Source organism: Citrobacter sp. JGM124 (assembly GCF_018257795.1).
Classification (GTDB): domain Bacteria; phylum Pseudomonadota; class Gammaproteobacteria; order Enterobacterales; family Enterobacteriaceae; genus JGM124.
Map to the genome: position 1 here is coordinate 182,672 of NZ_JAERJD010000005.1, position 16,882 is coordinate 199,553.

13 protein-coding genes are annotated in these 16,882 nt (G+C 48.3%); 12 read left to right on the forward strand and 1 reads right to left on the reverse strand.

Features of this window, described 5'->3' with window-relative positions:
- Positions 1-673 precede the first annotated feature (673 nt).
- Positions 674-2,398, forward strand: coding sequence for an acetolactate synthase 3 large subunit (ilvI, locus tag JK154_RS08725; RefSeq protein ID WP_211992257.1), 1,725 nt, complete (start codon positions 674-676; stop codon positions 2,396-2,398).
- Between the two features lie 2 nt (positions 2,399-2,400).
- The gene (gene ilvN, locus JK154_RS08730; RefSeq protein ID WP_211992255.1) at positions 2,401-2,898 is read left to right on the forward strand and encodes an acetolactate synthase small subunit; all 498 of its coding nucleotides are present in this window, start codon (positions 2,401-2,403) and stop codon (positions 2,896-2,898) included.
- Positions 2,899-2,978: 80 nt separating this feature from the next.
- Here the strand turns inward: ilvN and JK154_RS08735 are convergent, their stop codons facing one another.
- Positions 2,979-3,977 carry a LacI family DNA-binding transcriptional regulator gene (locus JK154_RS08735; protein WP_211992130.1) on the reverse strand — a complete coding sequence of 333 codons (999 nt, stop codon included), beginning with the start codon at positions 3,975-3,977 and terminating at the stop codon, positions 2,979-2,981.
- 249 nt (positions 3,978-4,226) lie between these two features.
- Here JK154_RS08735 and ascF point away from each other — a divergent pair, with 249 nt between their 5' ends.
- The 10 genes from ascF to mraY all read left to right on the forward strand — a co-directional run bounded on the left by ascF (position 4,227) and on the right by mraY (position 16,880).
- Positions 4,227-5,666: a PTS cellobiose/arbutin/salicin transporter subunit IIBC gene (gene ascF / locus JK154_RS08740; RefSeq protein WP_211992131.1), complete on the forward strand. Its 1,440-nt coding sequence runs from the start codon at positions 4,227-4,229 to the stop codon at positions 5,664-5,666.
- Between the two features lie 11 nt (positions 5,667-5,677).
- Positions 5,678-7,108, forward strand: a complete 1,431-nt coding sequence (gene ascB, locus JK154_RS08745) for a 6-phospho-beta-glucosidase (RefSeq protein WP_283093668.1) — start codon at positions 5,678-5,680, stop codon at positions 7,106-7,108.
- Between the two features lie 653 nt (positions 7,109-7,761).
- On the forward strand, positions 7,762-8,766 hold the full coding sequence (gene cra, locus JK154_RS08750) for a catabolite repressor/activator (RefSeq protein WP_211992133.1): 1,005 nt from the start codon (positions 7,762-7,764) through the stop codon (positions 8,764-8,766).
- A 644-nt stretch (positions 8,767-9,410) separates the two neighbouring features.
- A complete protein-coding gene (gene mraZ, locus JK154_RS08755; protein ID WP_211992259.1) occupies positions 9,411-9,869 on the forward strand; it encodes a division/cell wall cluster transcriptional repressor MraZ in 459 nt (152 codons plus the stop codon).
- Between the two features lie 5 nt (positions 9,870-9,874).
- Positions 9,875-10,813 carry a 16S rRNA (cytosine(1402)-N(4))-methyltransferase RsmH gene (gene rsmH, locus JK154_RS08760; protein WP_211992134.1) on the forward strand — a complete coding sequence of 313 codons (939 nt, stop codon included), beginning with the start codon at positions 9,875-9,877 and terminating at the stop codon, positions 10,811-10,813.
- Complete coding sequence (gene ftsL, locus JK154_RS08765) at positions 10,810-11,190, forward strand: cell division protein FtsL (RefSeq protein WP_211992135.1); 381 nt, start codon at positions 10,810-10,812, stop codon at positions 11,188-11,190. The genes rsmH and ftsL overlap by 4 nt, the downstream gene beginning before the upstream one ends.
- 15 nt (positions 11,191-11,205) lie before the next feature.
- Positions 11,206-12,975 carry a peptidoglycan glycosyltransferase FtsI gene (locus JK154_RS08770; RefSeq protein WP_211992136.1) on the forward strand — a complete coding sequence of 590 codons (1,770 nt, stop codon included), beginning with the start codon at positions 11,206-11,208 and terminating at the stop codon, positions 12,973-12,975.
- Positions 12,962-14,449 (forward strand): UDP-N-acetylmuramoyl-L-alanyl-D-glutamate--2,6-diaminopimelate ligase, encoded by a 1,488-nt coding sequence (gene murE / locus JK154_RS08775; protein WP_211992137.1) that lies wholly within the window; start codon positions 12,962-12,964, stop codon positions 14,447-14,449. The genes JK154_RS08770 and murE overlap by 14 nt, the downstream gene beginning before the upstream one ends.
- Positions 14,446-15,804, forward strand: a complete 1,359-nt coding sequence (gene murF / locus JK154_RS08780) for a UDP-N-acetylmuramoyl-tripeptide--D-alanyl-D-alanine ligase (RefSeq protein ID WP_211992138.1) — start codon at positions 14,446-14,448, stop codon at positions 15,802-15,804. The genes murE and murF overlap by 4 nt, the downstream gene beginning before the upstream one ends.
- Complete coding sequence (gene mraY / locus JK154_RS08785; RefSeq protein ID WP_211992139.1) at positions 15,798-16,880, forward strand: phospho-N-acetylmuramoyl-pentapeptide-transferase; 1,083 nt, start codon at positions 15,798-15,800, stop codon at positions 16,878-16,880. Before murF ends, mraY begins: the two co-directional genes overlap by 7 nt.
- The last annotated feature ends 2 nt before the right edge of the window (positions 16,881-16,882 follow it).

Consider the following 16,882-nt stretch of genomic DNA (forward strand, 5'->3'; position numbering starts at 1 on the left):
GCCCCATAGAATTTATAAGATGTATTAATTGGTACTTGATTTGCAGGGGTATGTCAACACTCAATGGCATTATGACCGGGATGGTTCAGCGGGAGGGCAGGGGTGACATTAACTACAAATGATGAATTTCTGACGATAAAAAGTATGCCTGAAAAGTGATGTAAAACAGATCCTGAGCATGATGATTTACTGTGTGTTCAGGATGGGTGGAATGATGAGTGTATGATTTTATTTAAAAAAATAAAAAGATCAGGCAGGTAAATCTTAGGGGGTGAACCTCGTGGTGACAGACAGAACAAAATTCTGTTATTTGAGTTTTCTTCCACATAATGGGTGGCTCATTTTTAGTGATTTTATTTTTTGCGGGAAAATTGATTACGTTCAGAGTTAATAAATGGTTAATTCTCTTTGTTTTTACTGTGTTGCAATGAATTGCATCTGTTTTTTGACTGGCTCTCAGTGTATTGCTCGGCTAATTGGTTGTTTTATAGTGAGCAGGTGGCATTATCCCCTGTTTCAGGTCTGTGTGTTTGATTGCCTGGCCCGCCCTGAGCGGTTATGTTAGTTCAACTACAATGAATAAAATGAAACAGTCAATAACACAATGAGTGGCAGCGACGCCGTAGAGCAAGGTGTTGCACATCGCCCTCAACGTGAGCCTGGAGGCAAATTAATGGAGATGTTGTCAGGAGCCGAAATGGTCGTCCGATCGTTAATCGATCAAGGCGTGAAGCAAGTATTCGGCTATCCAGGGGGCGCCGTACTTGATATTTATGATGCGCTTCATACCATGGGGGGGATTGATCATATCCTGGTCCGCCATGAACAAGCTGCTGTGCATATGGCCGATGGCCTGGCACGAGCCACCGGAGACACTGGTGTTGTTCTCGTGACCTCGGGCCCTGGTGCAACTAATGCGATTACCGGAATAGCAACGGCTTACATGGACTCTATTCCAATGGTGGTGTTGTCCGGTCAGGTTGCAACGTCTCTTATTGGTTACGATGCGTTCCAGGAGTGCGATATGGTGGGTATTTCTCGTCCTATCGTAAAACACAGCTTTCTGGTGAAGCAGGTTGAGGATATTCCTACCATTATCAAGAAGGCATTCTGGTTAGCCAGCAGCGGCCGTCCAGGCCCCGTCGTTGTTGATTTACCGAAAGATATTATGAGTCCGGCGAATAAGTTTCCTTATCTCTGGCCTGATTCAGTCAGTATGCGTTCCTATAACCCAACCACGCATGCCCATAAAGGGCAAATTAAGCGAGCTATTCACACGTTACTGGCAGCCAAAAGACCCGTTATGTATGTGGGTGGGGGGGCCATAAATTCTGCCTGTGAAAGTGAGCTGCTGACATTAGCAGAACAGCTTAATATTCCTGTGGTTTCTTCCCTGATGGGGCTTGGGGCATTCCCGGCGACGCATAAGCAATCCTTGGGGATGCTGGGTATGCACGGTACCTATGAAGCCAACATGGTGATGCACCATTCGGATGTTATTTTTGCGGTGGGTGTGCGTTTTGACGACCGTACGACCAATAATCTGGCGAAATATTGCCCTGATGCCACTGTTATTCATATCGACATTGACCCGACCTCTATCTCGAAAACGGTAGCGGCAGATATTCCCATTGTCGGCGATGCGAAACAGGCGCTTAAACAGTTGCTTGAGCTGTTAGCGCAAGAAGAAACTAAACAGTCCGGGGATGATATTCGTGACTGGTGGTTGCGTATTGAACAGTGGCGGGCTCGCCATTGTCTGGCTTTTGATACGACCAGTAGTGAAATTAAGCCCCAGGCTGCGATTGAAGCACTCTATCGTCTGACTAAGGGAGAGGCATATGTGACCTCCGATGTGGGTCAGCACCAGATGTTTGCCGCTCTTTACTACCCGTTTGATAAACCCCGCCGCTGGATTAATTCAGGCGGTCTGGGAACCATGGGGTTTGGTCTGCCGGCGGCCTTAGGTGTCAAAATGGCACTGCCAGATGAAACGGTAGTTTGTGTTACTGGTGACGGCAGTATTCAGATGAACATTCAGGAACTGTCGACCGCATTGCAGTACGGTTTACCTGTGTTGGTTCTGAATCTTAACAACCGCTATCTCGGTATGGTTAAGCAGTGGCAGGATATGATTTATTCCGGGCGTCACTCTCAATCTTATATGGAATCACTACCGAACTTTGTTGCTCTGGCGGAAGCCTACGGACATGTGGGGATTCGTATCACCAAACCTGAAGAACTGGAAAGTAAGCTGGCCGAAGCTCTGGAGATTGTTCGCGGTGGGCGTCTGGTGTTTGTTGATGTCACGGTTGATGGCACTGAACATGTTTATCCGATGCAAATACGTGGTGGCAGTATGGATGAGATGTGGCTAAGTAAAACGGAGAGAACCTAATGATGCGCCGAATATTGTCTGTGTTACTGGAAAATGAATCTGGAGCATTGTCACGGGTGATCGCCCTGTTTTCACAGCGTGGTTATAACATTGAAAGCCTGACCGTTGCCCCGACGGATGACCCGACGCTTTCTCGTATGACGATACAAACGGTAGGTGATGAAAAAGTCCTGGAACAGATAGAAAAGCAGCTACACAAGCTGGTTGATGTATTACGTGTCAGCGAGCTGGGGCAGGGGGCTTTTGTGGAACGGGAAATTATGCTGGTGAAAGTTCAGGCCAGCGGCTATGGGCGTGAAGAAGTGAAGCGCACTGCTGAAATTTTCCGTGGGCAAATTGTTGATGTTACACCGGTGCTTTATACCGTACAGCTCGCGGGTACGAGCGATAAACTGAATGCCTTTCTCGACACCATTCGTGATGTGGCGAAGATCGTTGAGGTGGCTCGCTCAGGTATTGTGGGCGTTTCCCGGGGCGACAAGATTATGCGTGAAGGCTAAAAGCACCGCAGTATATCCATGCCCGGTTATTGATAACCGGGCTTTTTTTGGGGTGAATAAAGTCACCGCTGCTTTTTGCTTCATTTTTTTATACTTTTTGTCGACTCTCTCGGTGTCAGTTCAGAATGAAAAAGAGGGACGGGCTGCAGTATCTTGCCTTCCAGTTGGGCAAAAATCTGCTCAATGGCTGTTTCAAGCATTCCACGTACTGGCGCGGTGACGCTGGACAAGCTCGGAACTAAGTAGGATGAGGCGGGAATATCATCAAAACCGGTGATGGCGACATCTTCAGGGATTTTTTTTCCTGTTTCAGCCAGATAGCGCATGGCGCCGATAGCCATCTCATCGTTTGCGGCGATAACGGCATCCAGGTTAGGGTTCTCACTCAGCGCTATTTTCATTGCCTGATAACCGCTTTCAATACTCCAGTTACCCTCCACATAGGTAGACTGTTTATCCATTTTTGCTTCCAGCAGGGCTGCCTTGATACCTGCCTGACGCAGTTTTGCGGTTGGCGAACATAAATTGCCTGAAATAATGGCTAATTGTTGATGCCCGGCATCAATAAGAGAGTTTGCGACGCGGTAGGCATCATGCTGGTGGTCACAGCAGACGGTATGTGACGGGTGTAATACCAGCTTACGGTTAATGACCATTATTGGTGTCGTGCTACGCGCAATGAGCGAGTCCAAGTCTTCAGTGGTCAGAAAGTGAGAATAGAGAATGATGGCATCACAACGCAAACCACTCAGCAAGGTAATCGCTGCCCGCTCTCCTTCAGCACTACTTTTGCCATCTGCCAACAAGAGATCCAGCCCCTGGCTTTGTAGCTTTCTGGCACAGAAAGAGACAATCTCATTAAAATAATGGCCATCAAACATCTTATTAGCCATAACCAGCCCAATACATTTTGACTGACGGGTGGATAGATTTTTTGCAAGTAAATTAGGGCGATAGCCCAAAGTGTCAGCAAGTTCAAGTATTTGCTGACGGGTCTTCACTCCAACATATCCTGTCCCATTTAATGCTCGCGATACTGTGGTTTTGGAAACCCCAATAGCATCGGCAATTTTCTGCATGGTGGACATCTTTCATTCTCTCTTCAGGCATCATGGCAACCTCTATTGTGTGATTTTCTCTTGAGTGACTCCATGCCGCAATATTTTAAATTTGAATTGACTCACATATTTACAGCGATCTCATTGCCTAAGGAACCGTAGCTGATAAGTTATATGTAACCGGTTGCACATTGTTAAAAATAAGCGAAATCGACATAAAACTGTCGATAAAGTCCATTTTATTCATATGACAACAGCTGGATTTTATATATGTCTGACAAATTTGAACAATTAGCACAACGTGTTCTGGCAGAAGTGGGAGGCAAGGATAATGTCATCTCGCTGGTTCATTGTATGACACGGCTGCGATTTACGTTAAAAACCAAAGAACACGTTGATAAAGAAAGCCTCAAAGGGATCCCAGGCGTAATGGGCGTCGTTGATAACGACAAACAGTTTCAGGTAATCATTGGCAATGATGTCGCGAATGTATTCTTTGAAATCAATTCATTACTCGGTAAGAAAGGTGAAAATGGGACTGCTGAAGCCGAGCAAGCCATTGTGCCAGAAAAAAAGAAGATAACGCCTAAAACTGTTGCGCTGGGCATTCTGGATGCCTTGATCGGCACGATGACGCCGATTATCCCGGCGATTATTGGTGCTTCTATGGTCAAATTGCTGGCCATGTTTCTTGAAATGTCAGGCGTTATCGATAAAACATCATCCACATTCGTCATCTTAAATGTACTTGGTGACAGTGCCTTTTTCTTCCTGCCCATCATGGTGGCGGTGTCTGCCGCGACCAAATTTAAAACCAATATTTCGATGGCAATAGCCGTTGCTGGTGTCTTTGTCCATCCTGCTTTTCTGGACATCATGAAGCAGGCTGGAGAAGGGCAACCCATTAGTTTCATGAGTATTGGCCTGACTTCTGTTTTCTACCCTTACAGCGTTATTCCTGCGTTGTTCATGACCTGGATTATGTCCTACGTTGAGCGTTGGGTTGACAAGGTTGTCCCATCGGTAACCAAGAACTTCCTCAAACCAATGCTCATTTTGTTGATAACAGCACCGTTAGCCATTTTGTTAATTGGCCCCCTGGGGATCTGGATTGGGGATGCTGTATCCCAAATTGTTTATGGTATTCATGGTTATCTCGGCTGGCTGTCAGTGGCATTGATGGGCGCAATATGGCCTCTGTTAGTGATGGGCGGGATGCATCACGTATTCACGCCAACCGTGGTACAGAATATTGCTCAGACGGGCCAGGAAAGTATGGTTAAACCCGCTGAGTTGGGGGCGAATCTTTCGCTGGGGGGGATCTCTCTGGCAGTGGCATGGAAAACCAGGAACCGGGCGCTGCGTCAAACGGCGTTAGCGGCTGCGGCCTCAGCTATTATTGCGGGTATTACTGAACCGGCCCTTTACGGCGTCGCATTACGACTTAAACGCCCGCTTATTGCAGCGGTGATCACCGGGTTTATCTGTGGCGGTATTGCTGGCTTTGGGAATGTTGTTTCGTACTCGATGGCATCACCCAGCTTTATTACCGGTATTCAGTTTGTCGATGTCAACAATCCGACCAGTATTCTTTGGGTCGGTGCCGTGATGCTGTTGTCCATCATTATCTCATTCTTCGTCACATTATTAATCGGTTTTGAAGATATTCCTGAAACCATACCCTCGTCACCTGTCACAGGTAAAAAATAATGGGGAGTAACATGCAATCATCAAAATTTCCAGATAGTTTTTTATGGGGCGGCGCTATTGCTGCAAATCAGGCTGAAGGTGCATACCGTGAAAATGGAAAAGGCATTGCTACTGTGGATGTCATTCCTTATGGCAAAGATCGCCTGAATGTTAAATTAGGTAATGAGCCGCATCTGACCATTGATCCAGAGGTATTCTATCCCAGTCATGAGGCCATAGATTTCTATCATCGCTATAAAGAAGATATCGCCTTACTGGCGGAAATGGGATTTAAAGTTTTCCGTACTTCTATTGCCTGGAGTCGTATTTTCCCACAGGGTGATGAGGCGGAGCCTAACCAGCAAGGGATTCAGTTTTATAAAGACCTGTTCAATGAGTGTCGTAAATATAATATTGAGCCGCTGGTTACCTTGTGCCACTTTGATATTCCAATGAATCTGGTCGAAAAATATGGTTCGTGGCGTAACAGAAAGGTTGTCGACTTTTTTATGAATTACGCCACAACGTGTTTCACTGAGTTCAATGGGTTGGTTAAATACTGGTTAACCTTCAATGAGATAAATATTCTGCTGCATATTCCATTCACGGGGGCAGGCTTAATTTTTAAAGAGGGTGATAATAAGCAACAAATAAAATACCAGGCGGGGCATCATCAGCTGATTGCCAGTGCACTGGCAACAAAGAAAGCGCATGAAATCAATGCAAATAATCAAGTCGGGTGCATGCTGGCAGGGGGGGACTTCTATCCTTATTCCTGTGACCCTAATGATGTCTGGTCTGCCATTGAACAAAACCGGGAAAATTTGTTGTTTATTGATGTTCAGTCACGAGGGTATTACCCGTCCTATGCTGCTCGTTTTTTCAGTGAGCAGAATATTCAGATTCATCAAGAACCCGAGGACGCTGAAATCCTCAAAAACACCGTTGATTTCATTTCATTTAGCTATTACTCATCGCGTTGTGCAAAAGCAAACATGAGTGATGAAAATGTCAGCGTAACGAACCTGATCAATACGGTGCCTAACCCTTATATTAAAATCAGCGAGTGGGGATGGGGTATTGACCCTAAAGGCTTGCGTATTACCATGAATACTATTTTTGATCGTTACCAGAAGCCACTTTTTCTGGTGGAAAATGGTCTGGGTGCGAATGATGAACTAACCGGTGAGGGGACGGTTGAGGACGATTACCGTATCGCTTATCTGCGTGATCATATTCATGAAATGGGTGAGGCGATTAAAGATGGTGTGCCAATAATCGGCTATACCACTTGGGGATGTATTGACCTGGTTTCTGCTTCTACTGGTGAGATGAGTAAGCGTTATGGGTTTATTTATGTTGACCGTGATAATCAGGGGCATGGCACGCTAACCAGAACGCGGAAAAAATCGTTTTACTGGTATCAGAAAGTCATCGCCTCGAATGGTAGCGATCTCAGTTAACGTCAGGCAGAGGGAAGGGAAACGTACAGAATAGTTGTGCCATTCCCGTCAGCGTGTTCTAAAAAGGGATAGCCGCATTCCCCCTGTGGCTTTCAGTGCAGGAAAGCAGAGGCTGATTTGAGCCACCATCAGGGGGACGAGAGTTCTCCTGGCTTTTTGTCGTCAGTAATCATATGGGGAGCATGCTTTTTTATGCGCCGAATATTGGTCGGTAAGTAAAAACAGGCCCTCGTTATTTCCCCTGTATGGGCACTGATGTGTAATTTTAACCGATACCGTCCTTGTGATGTTGTACCCGCCAGTTCATCACTGGCTGACATCATCGGGGGGCTGAGTTTTGTCAGCGACACGTCACTATTCTCACTACTATTCTGCCACCCTGGCTGTCAGGATATGCACATCACCTGATTTGCTGCTCCCTTTTTTCATCCGATTTAATGATGCTGGTGTAATAAGCGTAAATATTGAGGTGGTGAGTTTAGGGAAAAGTTATAATGTATCTAACGAGTTAACGACAAGATAATAAAGCGAACCTCTGAAGGCTATTGATATTTAAACCGACTGTTCTGCTTGAATTATTCAGGGTATAGATGTAAGTAGTGTAACCATGAGGGTAATATGGATACCACAAATCTGATGTATAAGGGGCTACAGTGAAATTGGATGAGATCGCACGTCTGGCAGGGGTTTCGCGCACGACGGCGAGTTATGTTATCAATGGTAAAGCGAAACAGTACCGGGTAAGTGATAAAACCGTTGAAAAAGTCATGGCGGTGGTTCGTGAACATAACTATCACCCAAATGCTGTAGCCGCAGGGTTGCGTGCCGGACGCACTCGATCTATCGGGCTGGTTATTCCTGATCTTGAGAATACCAGTTATACCCGTATTGCGAACTATTTAGAAAGACAAGCTCGCCAGCGCGGTTATCAGCTGCTTATTGCCTGTTCTGAAGATCAACCGGACAATGAGATGCGTTGTATTGAGCATCTGCTGCAACGGCAGGTGGATGCCATTATTGTGTCGACGTCATTGCCGCCCGAGCACCCATTTTATCAGCGCTGGGCAAAGGATTCTTTTCCTATTATTGCTCTGGACAGAGCATTGGACCCGGAACATTTCACGAGCGTGGTCGGTTCAGATCAAAGTGATGCAGAGATGCTGGCGGCAGAATTACGCACCTTTCCGGTCGATAATGTTCTCTATTTAGGAGCGTTGCCTGAACTGTCTGTCAGCTTCTTGCGTGAACAGGGCTTCCGTACTGCCTGGCAAGGGGATCCTCGTAGGGTTGATTATCTCTACACCAATAGTTACGAACGTGAAGCCGCTGCCCAGCTCTTTGATAATTGGCTGGAAACTCACGAAATGCCCCAGGCGCTTTATACCACATCATTTCCTCTGCTACAGGGGGTGATGGATGTGACTTTACGCCGTCAAGGACAGCTGCCTTCTGAACTGACCATCGCAACTTTTGGGGATAACGAGCTGCTGGATTTCTTGCAATGCCCAGTACTGGCTGTCGCACAGCGGCATCGTGATGTTGCAGAACGGGTGCTTGAGCTGGTACTCGCCAGTCTTGATGAACCGCGTAAACCTAAAGCCGGGCTGACGCGTATTCGCCGTAATCTTTATCGCCGGGGAAGCTTAAATCGGCTCTAAACTGTCAGGCAGCTTCGGCTGCTTTTGGCCCTGATTCTGATTTTTTGTGTTTGGGGGAACATTTTTTAAGATAATTGGAATGCATTATTTTCATCGCCCGGTGCTAATTATTTTATGGGTATTTAGGAATTTTACTATTAACCATCTGTTAATTAATCTAGTCATTATTTACAATGGCCAGAATCTGCTTTCAAAGTAAATGAAAGTTTACATTGTATTATTTTGTTACACTCATATTGATATTAATCTCCCGTTATTGCACGTTATTGACTCACCTTTGATCCTCACTTCGTGCTCAGGGCGCAGCAGTGCTGGCTTTTTGGGTATTTCCCCAGTTAAAATCCTTTGCTTTTTTACGGGTACTCTCAGGGGGCGAAGGAATATTTTTCTGCCACTGATTTTGCGGATTTTTAACGGTATTTGTGCTTATTTGTCTTTTTCTTTCAAATATTCATGGTGTTAATTTTCCCGTCCGGGCAGGACAGCTTTTGTCCATCTCATAAATATCCTATGAGGTAAGTAGAATTTATTCTCTTTACCGCGTCACCCTTGCTTGACAAGGTTTTCCTCTGCTCCGTAAACTCCTTATATGTGGGAATTTGTGGAGTAAAGTGGTGGAACTGACCACCAGAGGAGGGACGGGTATGTTCCGTGGGGCAATGCTTGTCAATCTGGACAGCAAAGGTCGGCTTGCCGTACCAACCCGATATCGGGAACAACTGATTCATATCTCTGAAGGTCAGATGGTTTGTACCATCGACATCCACCACCCGTGCCTGCTGCTCTATCCTCTTTCTGAATGGGAAGTTATCGAACAGAAGCTTTCTCGTTTATCTAGCATGAATCCTGCAGAACGCCGCGTACAACGGCTATTGCTGGGGCATGCCAGCGAATGCCAGATGGATAGTGCCGGACGGTTATTACTCGCGCCAGTATTGCGTCAGTATGCCGGATTGACCAAAGAAATAATGCTTGTCGGGCAGTTCAATAAATTTGAACTCTGGGATGAAACGACCTGGCATCAACAAGTTAAGGAAGATATTGACGCTGAGCAGATGTCGACGACAGATCTTTCTGATCGTCTACAGGATTTGTCACTTTAAATAACATGCAAAATTTTAAACATACTACTGTACTGCTCGATGAGGCAGTAAAAGGTCTGAACATTCGTGCTGATGGTATCTATATTGATGGTACTTTCGGTCGCGGCGGACACTCACGCCTTATATTGTCCCAATTAGGCCCGCAAGGACGATTACTGGCCATCGACCGGGATCCTCAGGCTATTGCAGCCGCAGAAGCGATTGATGATCCACGCTTCTCTATTATTCACGGCCCTTTTTCTTCGTTGGCGACTTATGTTGAAGAGCGCGGGCTGAGTGGCAAAATTGACGGTATCCTGCTGGATTTGGGTGTATCTTCCCCACAACTGGACGATGCGGAACGTGGATTTTCCTTCATGCGTGACGGACCGCTGGATATGCGTATGGACCCCACGCGCGGGCAGTCCGCTGCTGAATGGTTGCAAACTGCAGAAGAGGCAGACATCGCCTGGGTAATTAAAACCTATGGTGAAGAACGCTTTGGTAAACGTATTGCCCGGGGCATTGTGGAGCGTAATCGTGAACAACCGATGACACGGACTAAAGAGCTGGCCGAAGTTGTCACGCTGGCAACCCCCGTTAAAGATAAGTTTAAACATCCGGCCACCCGCACCTTCCAGGCTATACGCATTTGGGTTAATAGCGAACTGGATGAAATTGAACAGGCTTTAAAGGGATCGCTGGGTGCACTCGCCACCGGCGGGCGTTTATCTGTTATCAGTTTCCATTCCCTTGAAGACCGTATTGTTAAACGGTTTATGCGTGAAAATAGCCGAGGTCCTCAAGTTCCTGCTGGCTTGCCAATGACGGAAGCCCAGTTAAGTCAGCTCGGTGGCCGCCAGTTAAAAGCATTGGGTAAATTGATGCCTGGTGAAGACGAAGTGGCGGAAAATCCTCGGGCACGCAGTTCGGTATTACGTATTGCTGAAAGGACCGGGGCATGATTGGCCGTGTAACTGAGTCGCTGGGCAAAGTTGCCCAGATAAGTAAAGTGGCTCAGTTAGGGAGCACTGAACGTCATTCCTTACCGGGGGTTATCGGTGGGGATTTACTGCGTAACGGTAAACTCCCTGTCTGCCTGTTTGTCGCGATTGTTATCACGTCTGTGGTGGTGGTCACCACAGCACATAAAACACGTTTGTTGACGGCCCAACGCGAACAGATGGTAGTAGAACGTGATGCCCTGGATATTGAATGGCGTAACCTGATTCTGGAAGAGAATGCGCTTGGTGATCACAGCCGAGTAGAGCGGATAGCCAAAGACAAACTGCAATTGCAGCATGTGGATCCTTCACAAGAAAATATCGTTATTCAGCAATAAGGAAGTCAGCAGCAGATGAAATTAGCGGCAAAAATGCCCAAAGCAAAACGCCAGGACGTTCAGGCCAACTTTATTGGTTGGCGTTTTGCGTTGCTTTGTGGCTGTATTCTGCTGGCACTGTTCTTGTTGGTAGGCAGGGTAGCCTGGTTACAGATTATTGAGCCTGACATGTTAGTCCGTCAGGGGGATATGCGTTCATTACGGGTACAGGAAGTTGCCAGTGCCCGTGGCATGATAAGCGATCGTGCTGGCCGCCCACTGGCTGTCAGTGTTCCGGTAAATGCGATTTGGGCCGATCCGAAAGAGTTGCATGATGCCGGTGGGGTTAAGCTGGATAGTCGCTGGAAAGCCTTGGCTGATGCCTTGAATACGCCTCTTGATCAACTGGCTTCAAGGGTGAACAGCAACCCTAAAAGTCGGTTTATCTATCTGGCTCGTCAGGTTAATCCTGAGGTCAGTAATTATATTAAGCAACTTAAGCTACCAGGCATTCATTTACGCCAGGAGTCTCGTCGTTATTACCCTTCAGGCGAAGTGACCGCACACTTAATTGGTTTCACCAACGTCGACAGTCAGGGCATTGAAGGGGTTGAAAAGAGCTTTGATAAATGGCTGACCGGGCAGCCCGGTGAACGTATTGTGCGTAAAGACCGCTTTGGCCGGGTGATTGAAGACATCTCTTCGACTGACAGCCAGGCTGCGCATAACCTGTCATTGAGCATTGATGAACGTTTACAAGCGCTTGTCTACCGTGAATTGAGCAATGCCGTGGCCTTTAACAAGGCGGAATCAGGCAGTGCGGTTCTGGTTGATGTCAATACCGGTGAAATCCTGGCAATGGCAAATAGCCCTTCATATAACCCGAATAATCTGGCTGATACCGAAAAAGACGTGATGCGTAACCGGACTATCACCGACGTGTTTGAACCGGGTTCAACAGTTAAACCTATGGTCGTGATGACGGCGCTCCAGCGTGGTGTGGTGAATGAAAACACGGTATTAAATACCATCCCTTATCGGGTGAATGGCCATGAAATCAAAGATGTTGCCCGTTATAGTGAATTGACACTGACTGGGGTTTTGCAGAAGTCGAGTAACGTTGGTGTGTCAAAGCTGGCGTTAGCGATGCCATCCTCAGCGATAGTAGATACTTACTCTCGTTTTGGACTGGGAAAAGCGACCAATTTGGGGTTGGTCGGAGAACGCAGTGGCTTATTTCCTCAAGCACAAAAACGGTGGTCTGACATAGAGAGGGCCACCTTCTCTTTTGGTTATGGGCTGATGGTGACACCATTGCAGTTAGCACGCGCCTACGCAACCATCGGCAGTTACGGTATCTATCGTCCACTCTCTATCACCAAAGTTGATCCGCCGGTACCTGGTGAACGTATTTTCCCTGAGGCCACTGTGCGTAAGGTCCTGCATATGATGGAGAGCGTTGCTTTGCCAGGCGGCGGCGGCGTGAAGGCGGCGATTAAAGGCTATCGTATTGCTATTAAAACCGGTACGGCTAAAAAAGTGGGGCCGGACGGAAAATATATTAATAAATATCTTGCCTATACTGCAGGTGTTGCACCTGCCAGCCAGCCACGTTTTGCGTTGGTTGTGGTTATCAATGATCCACAAGCAGGTAAGTATTACGGTGGTGCAGTATCCGCCCCTGTGTTTGGCGCCATTATGGGGGGCGTACTGCGTACCATGAACATTGAGCCGGATGCGTTAACGACCGGTGAGAAAAACGAGTTTGTAATTAATCAGAAAGAGGCATCAGGTGGCAGATCGTAATTTGCATGACCTTCTTGCGCCTTGGGTAGCGAATCTACCCGCGCGGGTATTACGAGAGATGACACTCGACAGTCGCACTGCGGCTGCGGGCGATCTGTTTGTGGCGATAGTCGGACATAAGGCGGATGGGCGTCGCTATATTCCACAGGCTATTGCACAAGGTGTGGCTGCTGTCATTGCTGAAGCTGAAGGTGAGGCACAGGACGGTGAAGTTCGTCATATGCACGGTGTGCCGGTTATCTATCTCAGCCAGTTGTCACAACGCTTGTCTGCTTTGGCCGGGCGATTCTATGGCGAGCCTTCCCAGGCCATGCGTCTGGTTGCCGTTACCGGAACCAATGGTAAAACTACCACCACACAATTGCTGGCTCAATGGGCACAGTTGCTGGGCGAAACCAGCGCGGTGATGGGAACCGTGGGTAATGGCTTGCTGGGACAGGTTGTTGCAGCGGAAAATACTACCGGTTCAGCGGTGGATGTTCAGCATGAGCTGGATCATTTACTGGCGCAAGGGGCAACCTTTGGCGCTATGGAAGTCTCTTCCCATGGTCTGGTGCAGCATCGGGTGGCAGCGTTACATTTTGCTGCCTCAGTATTTACTAACCTGAGCCGTGATCATCTTGATTACCATGGCACTATGGAAAATTACGCCGCGGCAAAATGGTTATTATTTTCTGAACATGAATGCGGTCAGGCCATTATCAATGCAGATGATGAAGTGGGACGCCAGTGGCTTAGTCGTTTACCTGATGCGGTTGCAGTGAGTATGGATAATCATATCCAGCCTGACTGTGCCGGGCGCTGGGTCGCCGCCACAGGGGTCGATTATCACGATGGTGGCGCCACAGTGCATTTCTCTTCTTCCTGGGGGGATGGTCAGCTTAACAGCCGGCTGGTTGGGCCGTTTAACGTCAGCAACCTGCTACTGGCCCTCGCGACATTACTGGCGCTGGGTTATTCCCTGAATGCACTGCAAGAGACTGCAGCCCGCTTAGAACCTGTTTGTGGTCGTATGGAAGTCTTCCGTACCCCTGGCCGGCCGACGGTAGTGGTGGATTACGCCCATACCCCTGATGCACTGGAAAAGGCATTGGCAGCAGCGCGCTTGCACTGCCAGGGAAAACTGTGGTGTGTATTTGGTTGTGGTGGTGACCGGGATAAAGGTAAGCGTCCATTAATGGGGGCCATTGCAGAGCAATACGCTGATGTGGCGGTAGTGACCGATGACAACCCACGTACCGAAGACCCTGCTGCCATCGTCGAAGACATTTTGGCGGGAATGCTCAATGCTGGGGTGGCCCATGTTATCCAGGGCCGGGCAGAAGCGGTAACCCATGTAATTATGCAGGCCGGAGAGAACGATATGGTACTGGTGGCCGGGAAAGGGCATGAAGATTACCAGATTGTTGGAAACCGCCGGTTGGACTACTCCGACAGGGCAACGGTACAGGCTCTGTTAGGGGGCATGTCATGATCCCGATTTCTTTAACGCGACTTGTTTCTGTCCTGGGCGGGAAACGCTTTGGTCAGGATGTTGAGATTACTGATGTCACGACCGATACCCGGAAACTAACGCCGGGTTCTCTTTTTGTTGCCCTGAAGGGTGAACGTTTTGATGCCCATGATTTTGCTGACGAGGCGGTAAAGGCAGGGGCCAGAGCATTACTGGTTTCCCGTCAGCTCGAAATTTCTGTGCCACAGCTTGTGGTGAGTGATACACGACTGGCGCTGGGTGAATTAGGGGCCTGGGTGCGTCAGCAGGTTCCCGCGCGGGTCGTGGCGTTGACCGGGTCTTCCGGGAAGACGTCAGTCAAAGAAATGACCGCTGCCATTTTGCGCCAGTGTGGTAACACGCTCTATACCGCGGGTAACTTGAATAATGATATTGGTGTCCCTTTGACGCTCTTGCGTCTGACACCGGAACATGACTTTGCCGTTATTGAGCTGGGGGCTAATCACCAGGGCGAAATTGCCTGGACTGTGTCACTGACCCGTCCGGAAGCGGCGCTGGTCAATAATCTGGCTGCTGCTCATCTGGAAGGATTTGGTTCCCTGGCGGGGGTAGCCAAAGCTAAAGGTGAAATTTTCCAGGGACTTCCCCCAGACGGTATTGGAATTATTAATGCCGACAGTAATGACTGGGCGCACTGGCGAACTCAACTCACTGAACATAAAGTATGGCGTTTTTCACCTGATGCGCCGGACTGTGACTTTAGCGCTCACCATGTGGTGCTGACTGCCAGTGGCTGTGACTTTACCCTGTGCACTCCTGCCGGGAGTATTGCCATCACGCTGCCACTCCCCGGGCGTCATAACATTGCTAATGCTCTGGCCGCTGCGGCACTGGCAACGGCAGTCGGTGCCTCACTGGATGCGATAAAAGTAGGCCTGGGAGGATTGCAGCCGGTGCCTGGTCGTTTATTCCCCGTGCGTCTGAATGAAGAACAACAACTGCTTGATGACACCTATAACGCCAATGTGGGCTCAATGACTGCGGCGGTACAGGTCCTGGCAGAGATGCCGGGCTACCGAGTGCTGGTCGTGGGTGATATGGGGGAATTGGGTGTTGAAGCCGTCGCGTGCCATCGTCAGGTTGGTGAAGCGGCAAAAATTGCAGCAATCGATTGTGTACTGAGTGTGGGTATATTGAGTGAAGCTCTGAGCCATGCCTCTGGTGTGGGGGAGCATTTTACGGATAAAGCTGCACTGGTTACACGTTTGAAAGCATTAATCGAAGCGCATCCAAAATTAACCATTTTGGTGAAAGGTTCACGTAGCGCGGCTATGGAAGACGTCGTTCGCGCATTGCAGGAGAAACAAGCATGTTAGTTTGGCTGGCCGAATATCTGGTTAAGTATTATTCCGGTTTTAACGTCTTTTCTTATCTGACGTTTCGCGCCATTGTGAGTTTGCTAACCGCACTGTTTCTCTCCTTATGGATGGGGCCCCGTTTTATCGCCTATCTGCAAAAACTCTCTTTTGGGCAGGTCGTTCGTAACGATGGCCCTGAGTCACATTTTAGTAAACGTGGTACCCCGACCATGGGGGGGGTGATGATCCTCACCTCTATTGTCGTATCGGTATTAATGTGGGCTTATCCTTCTAACCCTTATGTCTGGTGTGTGCTCTTTGTTTTGGTCGGGTACGGCATCGTGGGGTTTGTTGATGATTACCGTAAAGTCATCCGCAAAGATACCAAAGGCCTGGTGGCCAAGTGGAAGTATTTCTGGATGTCGGTTATCGCGCTGGCGGTCTCATTCACGATGTATATTGCCGGGAAAGATACTGCTGCCACTGAGCTGGTGGTTCCTTTCTTTAAAGACATTATGCCGCAGTTGGGGCTGTTTTATGTCTTACTGGCTTATTTCGTTATTGTTGGTACGGGTAATGCCGTCAACTTGACCGATGGCCTGGATGGTCTGGCGATTATGCCAACCGTTCTGGTCGCCGCAGGATTTGCTCTGGTTGCCTGGGCTACCGGCAACATGAATTTTGCGGGATATCTGCATATTCCCTATCTGCGTCATGCGGGAGAACTGGTGATTGTTTGTACCGCTATTGTCGGCGCAGGATTAGGGTTTCTGTGGTTTAACACCTATCCGGCACAAATCTTTATGGGGGATGTGGGATCCCTTGCCTTAGGGGGCGCTCTTGGCACCATTGCCGTTTTACTACGTCAGGAGTTCTTGCTGGTGATTATGGGCGGGGTGTTTGTTGTGGAAACGCTGTCCGTTATTTTGCAAGTTGGTTCCTTTAAACTGCGCGGGCAACGTATTTTCCGTATGGCACCTATCCACCACCATTATGAGTTGAAAGGCTGGCCTGAACCCCGAGTCATCGTGCGTTTCTGGATTATTTCGCTGATGCTGGTGCTGATTGGCCTGGCAACGTTGAAGGTACGCTAATC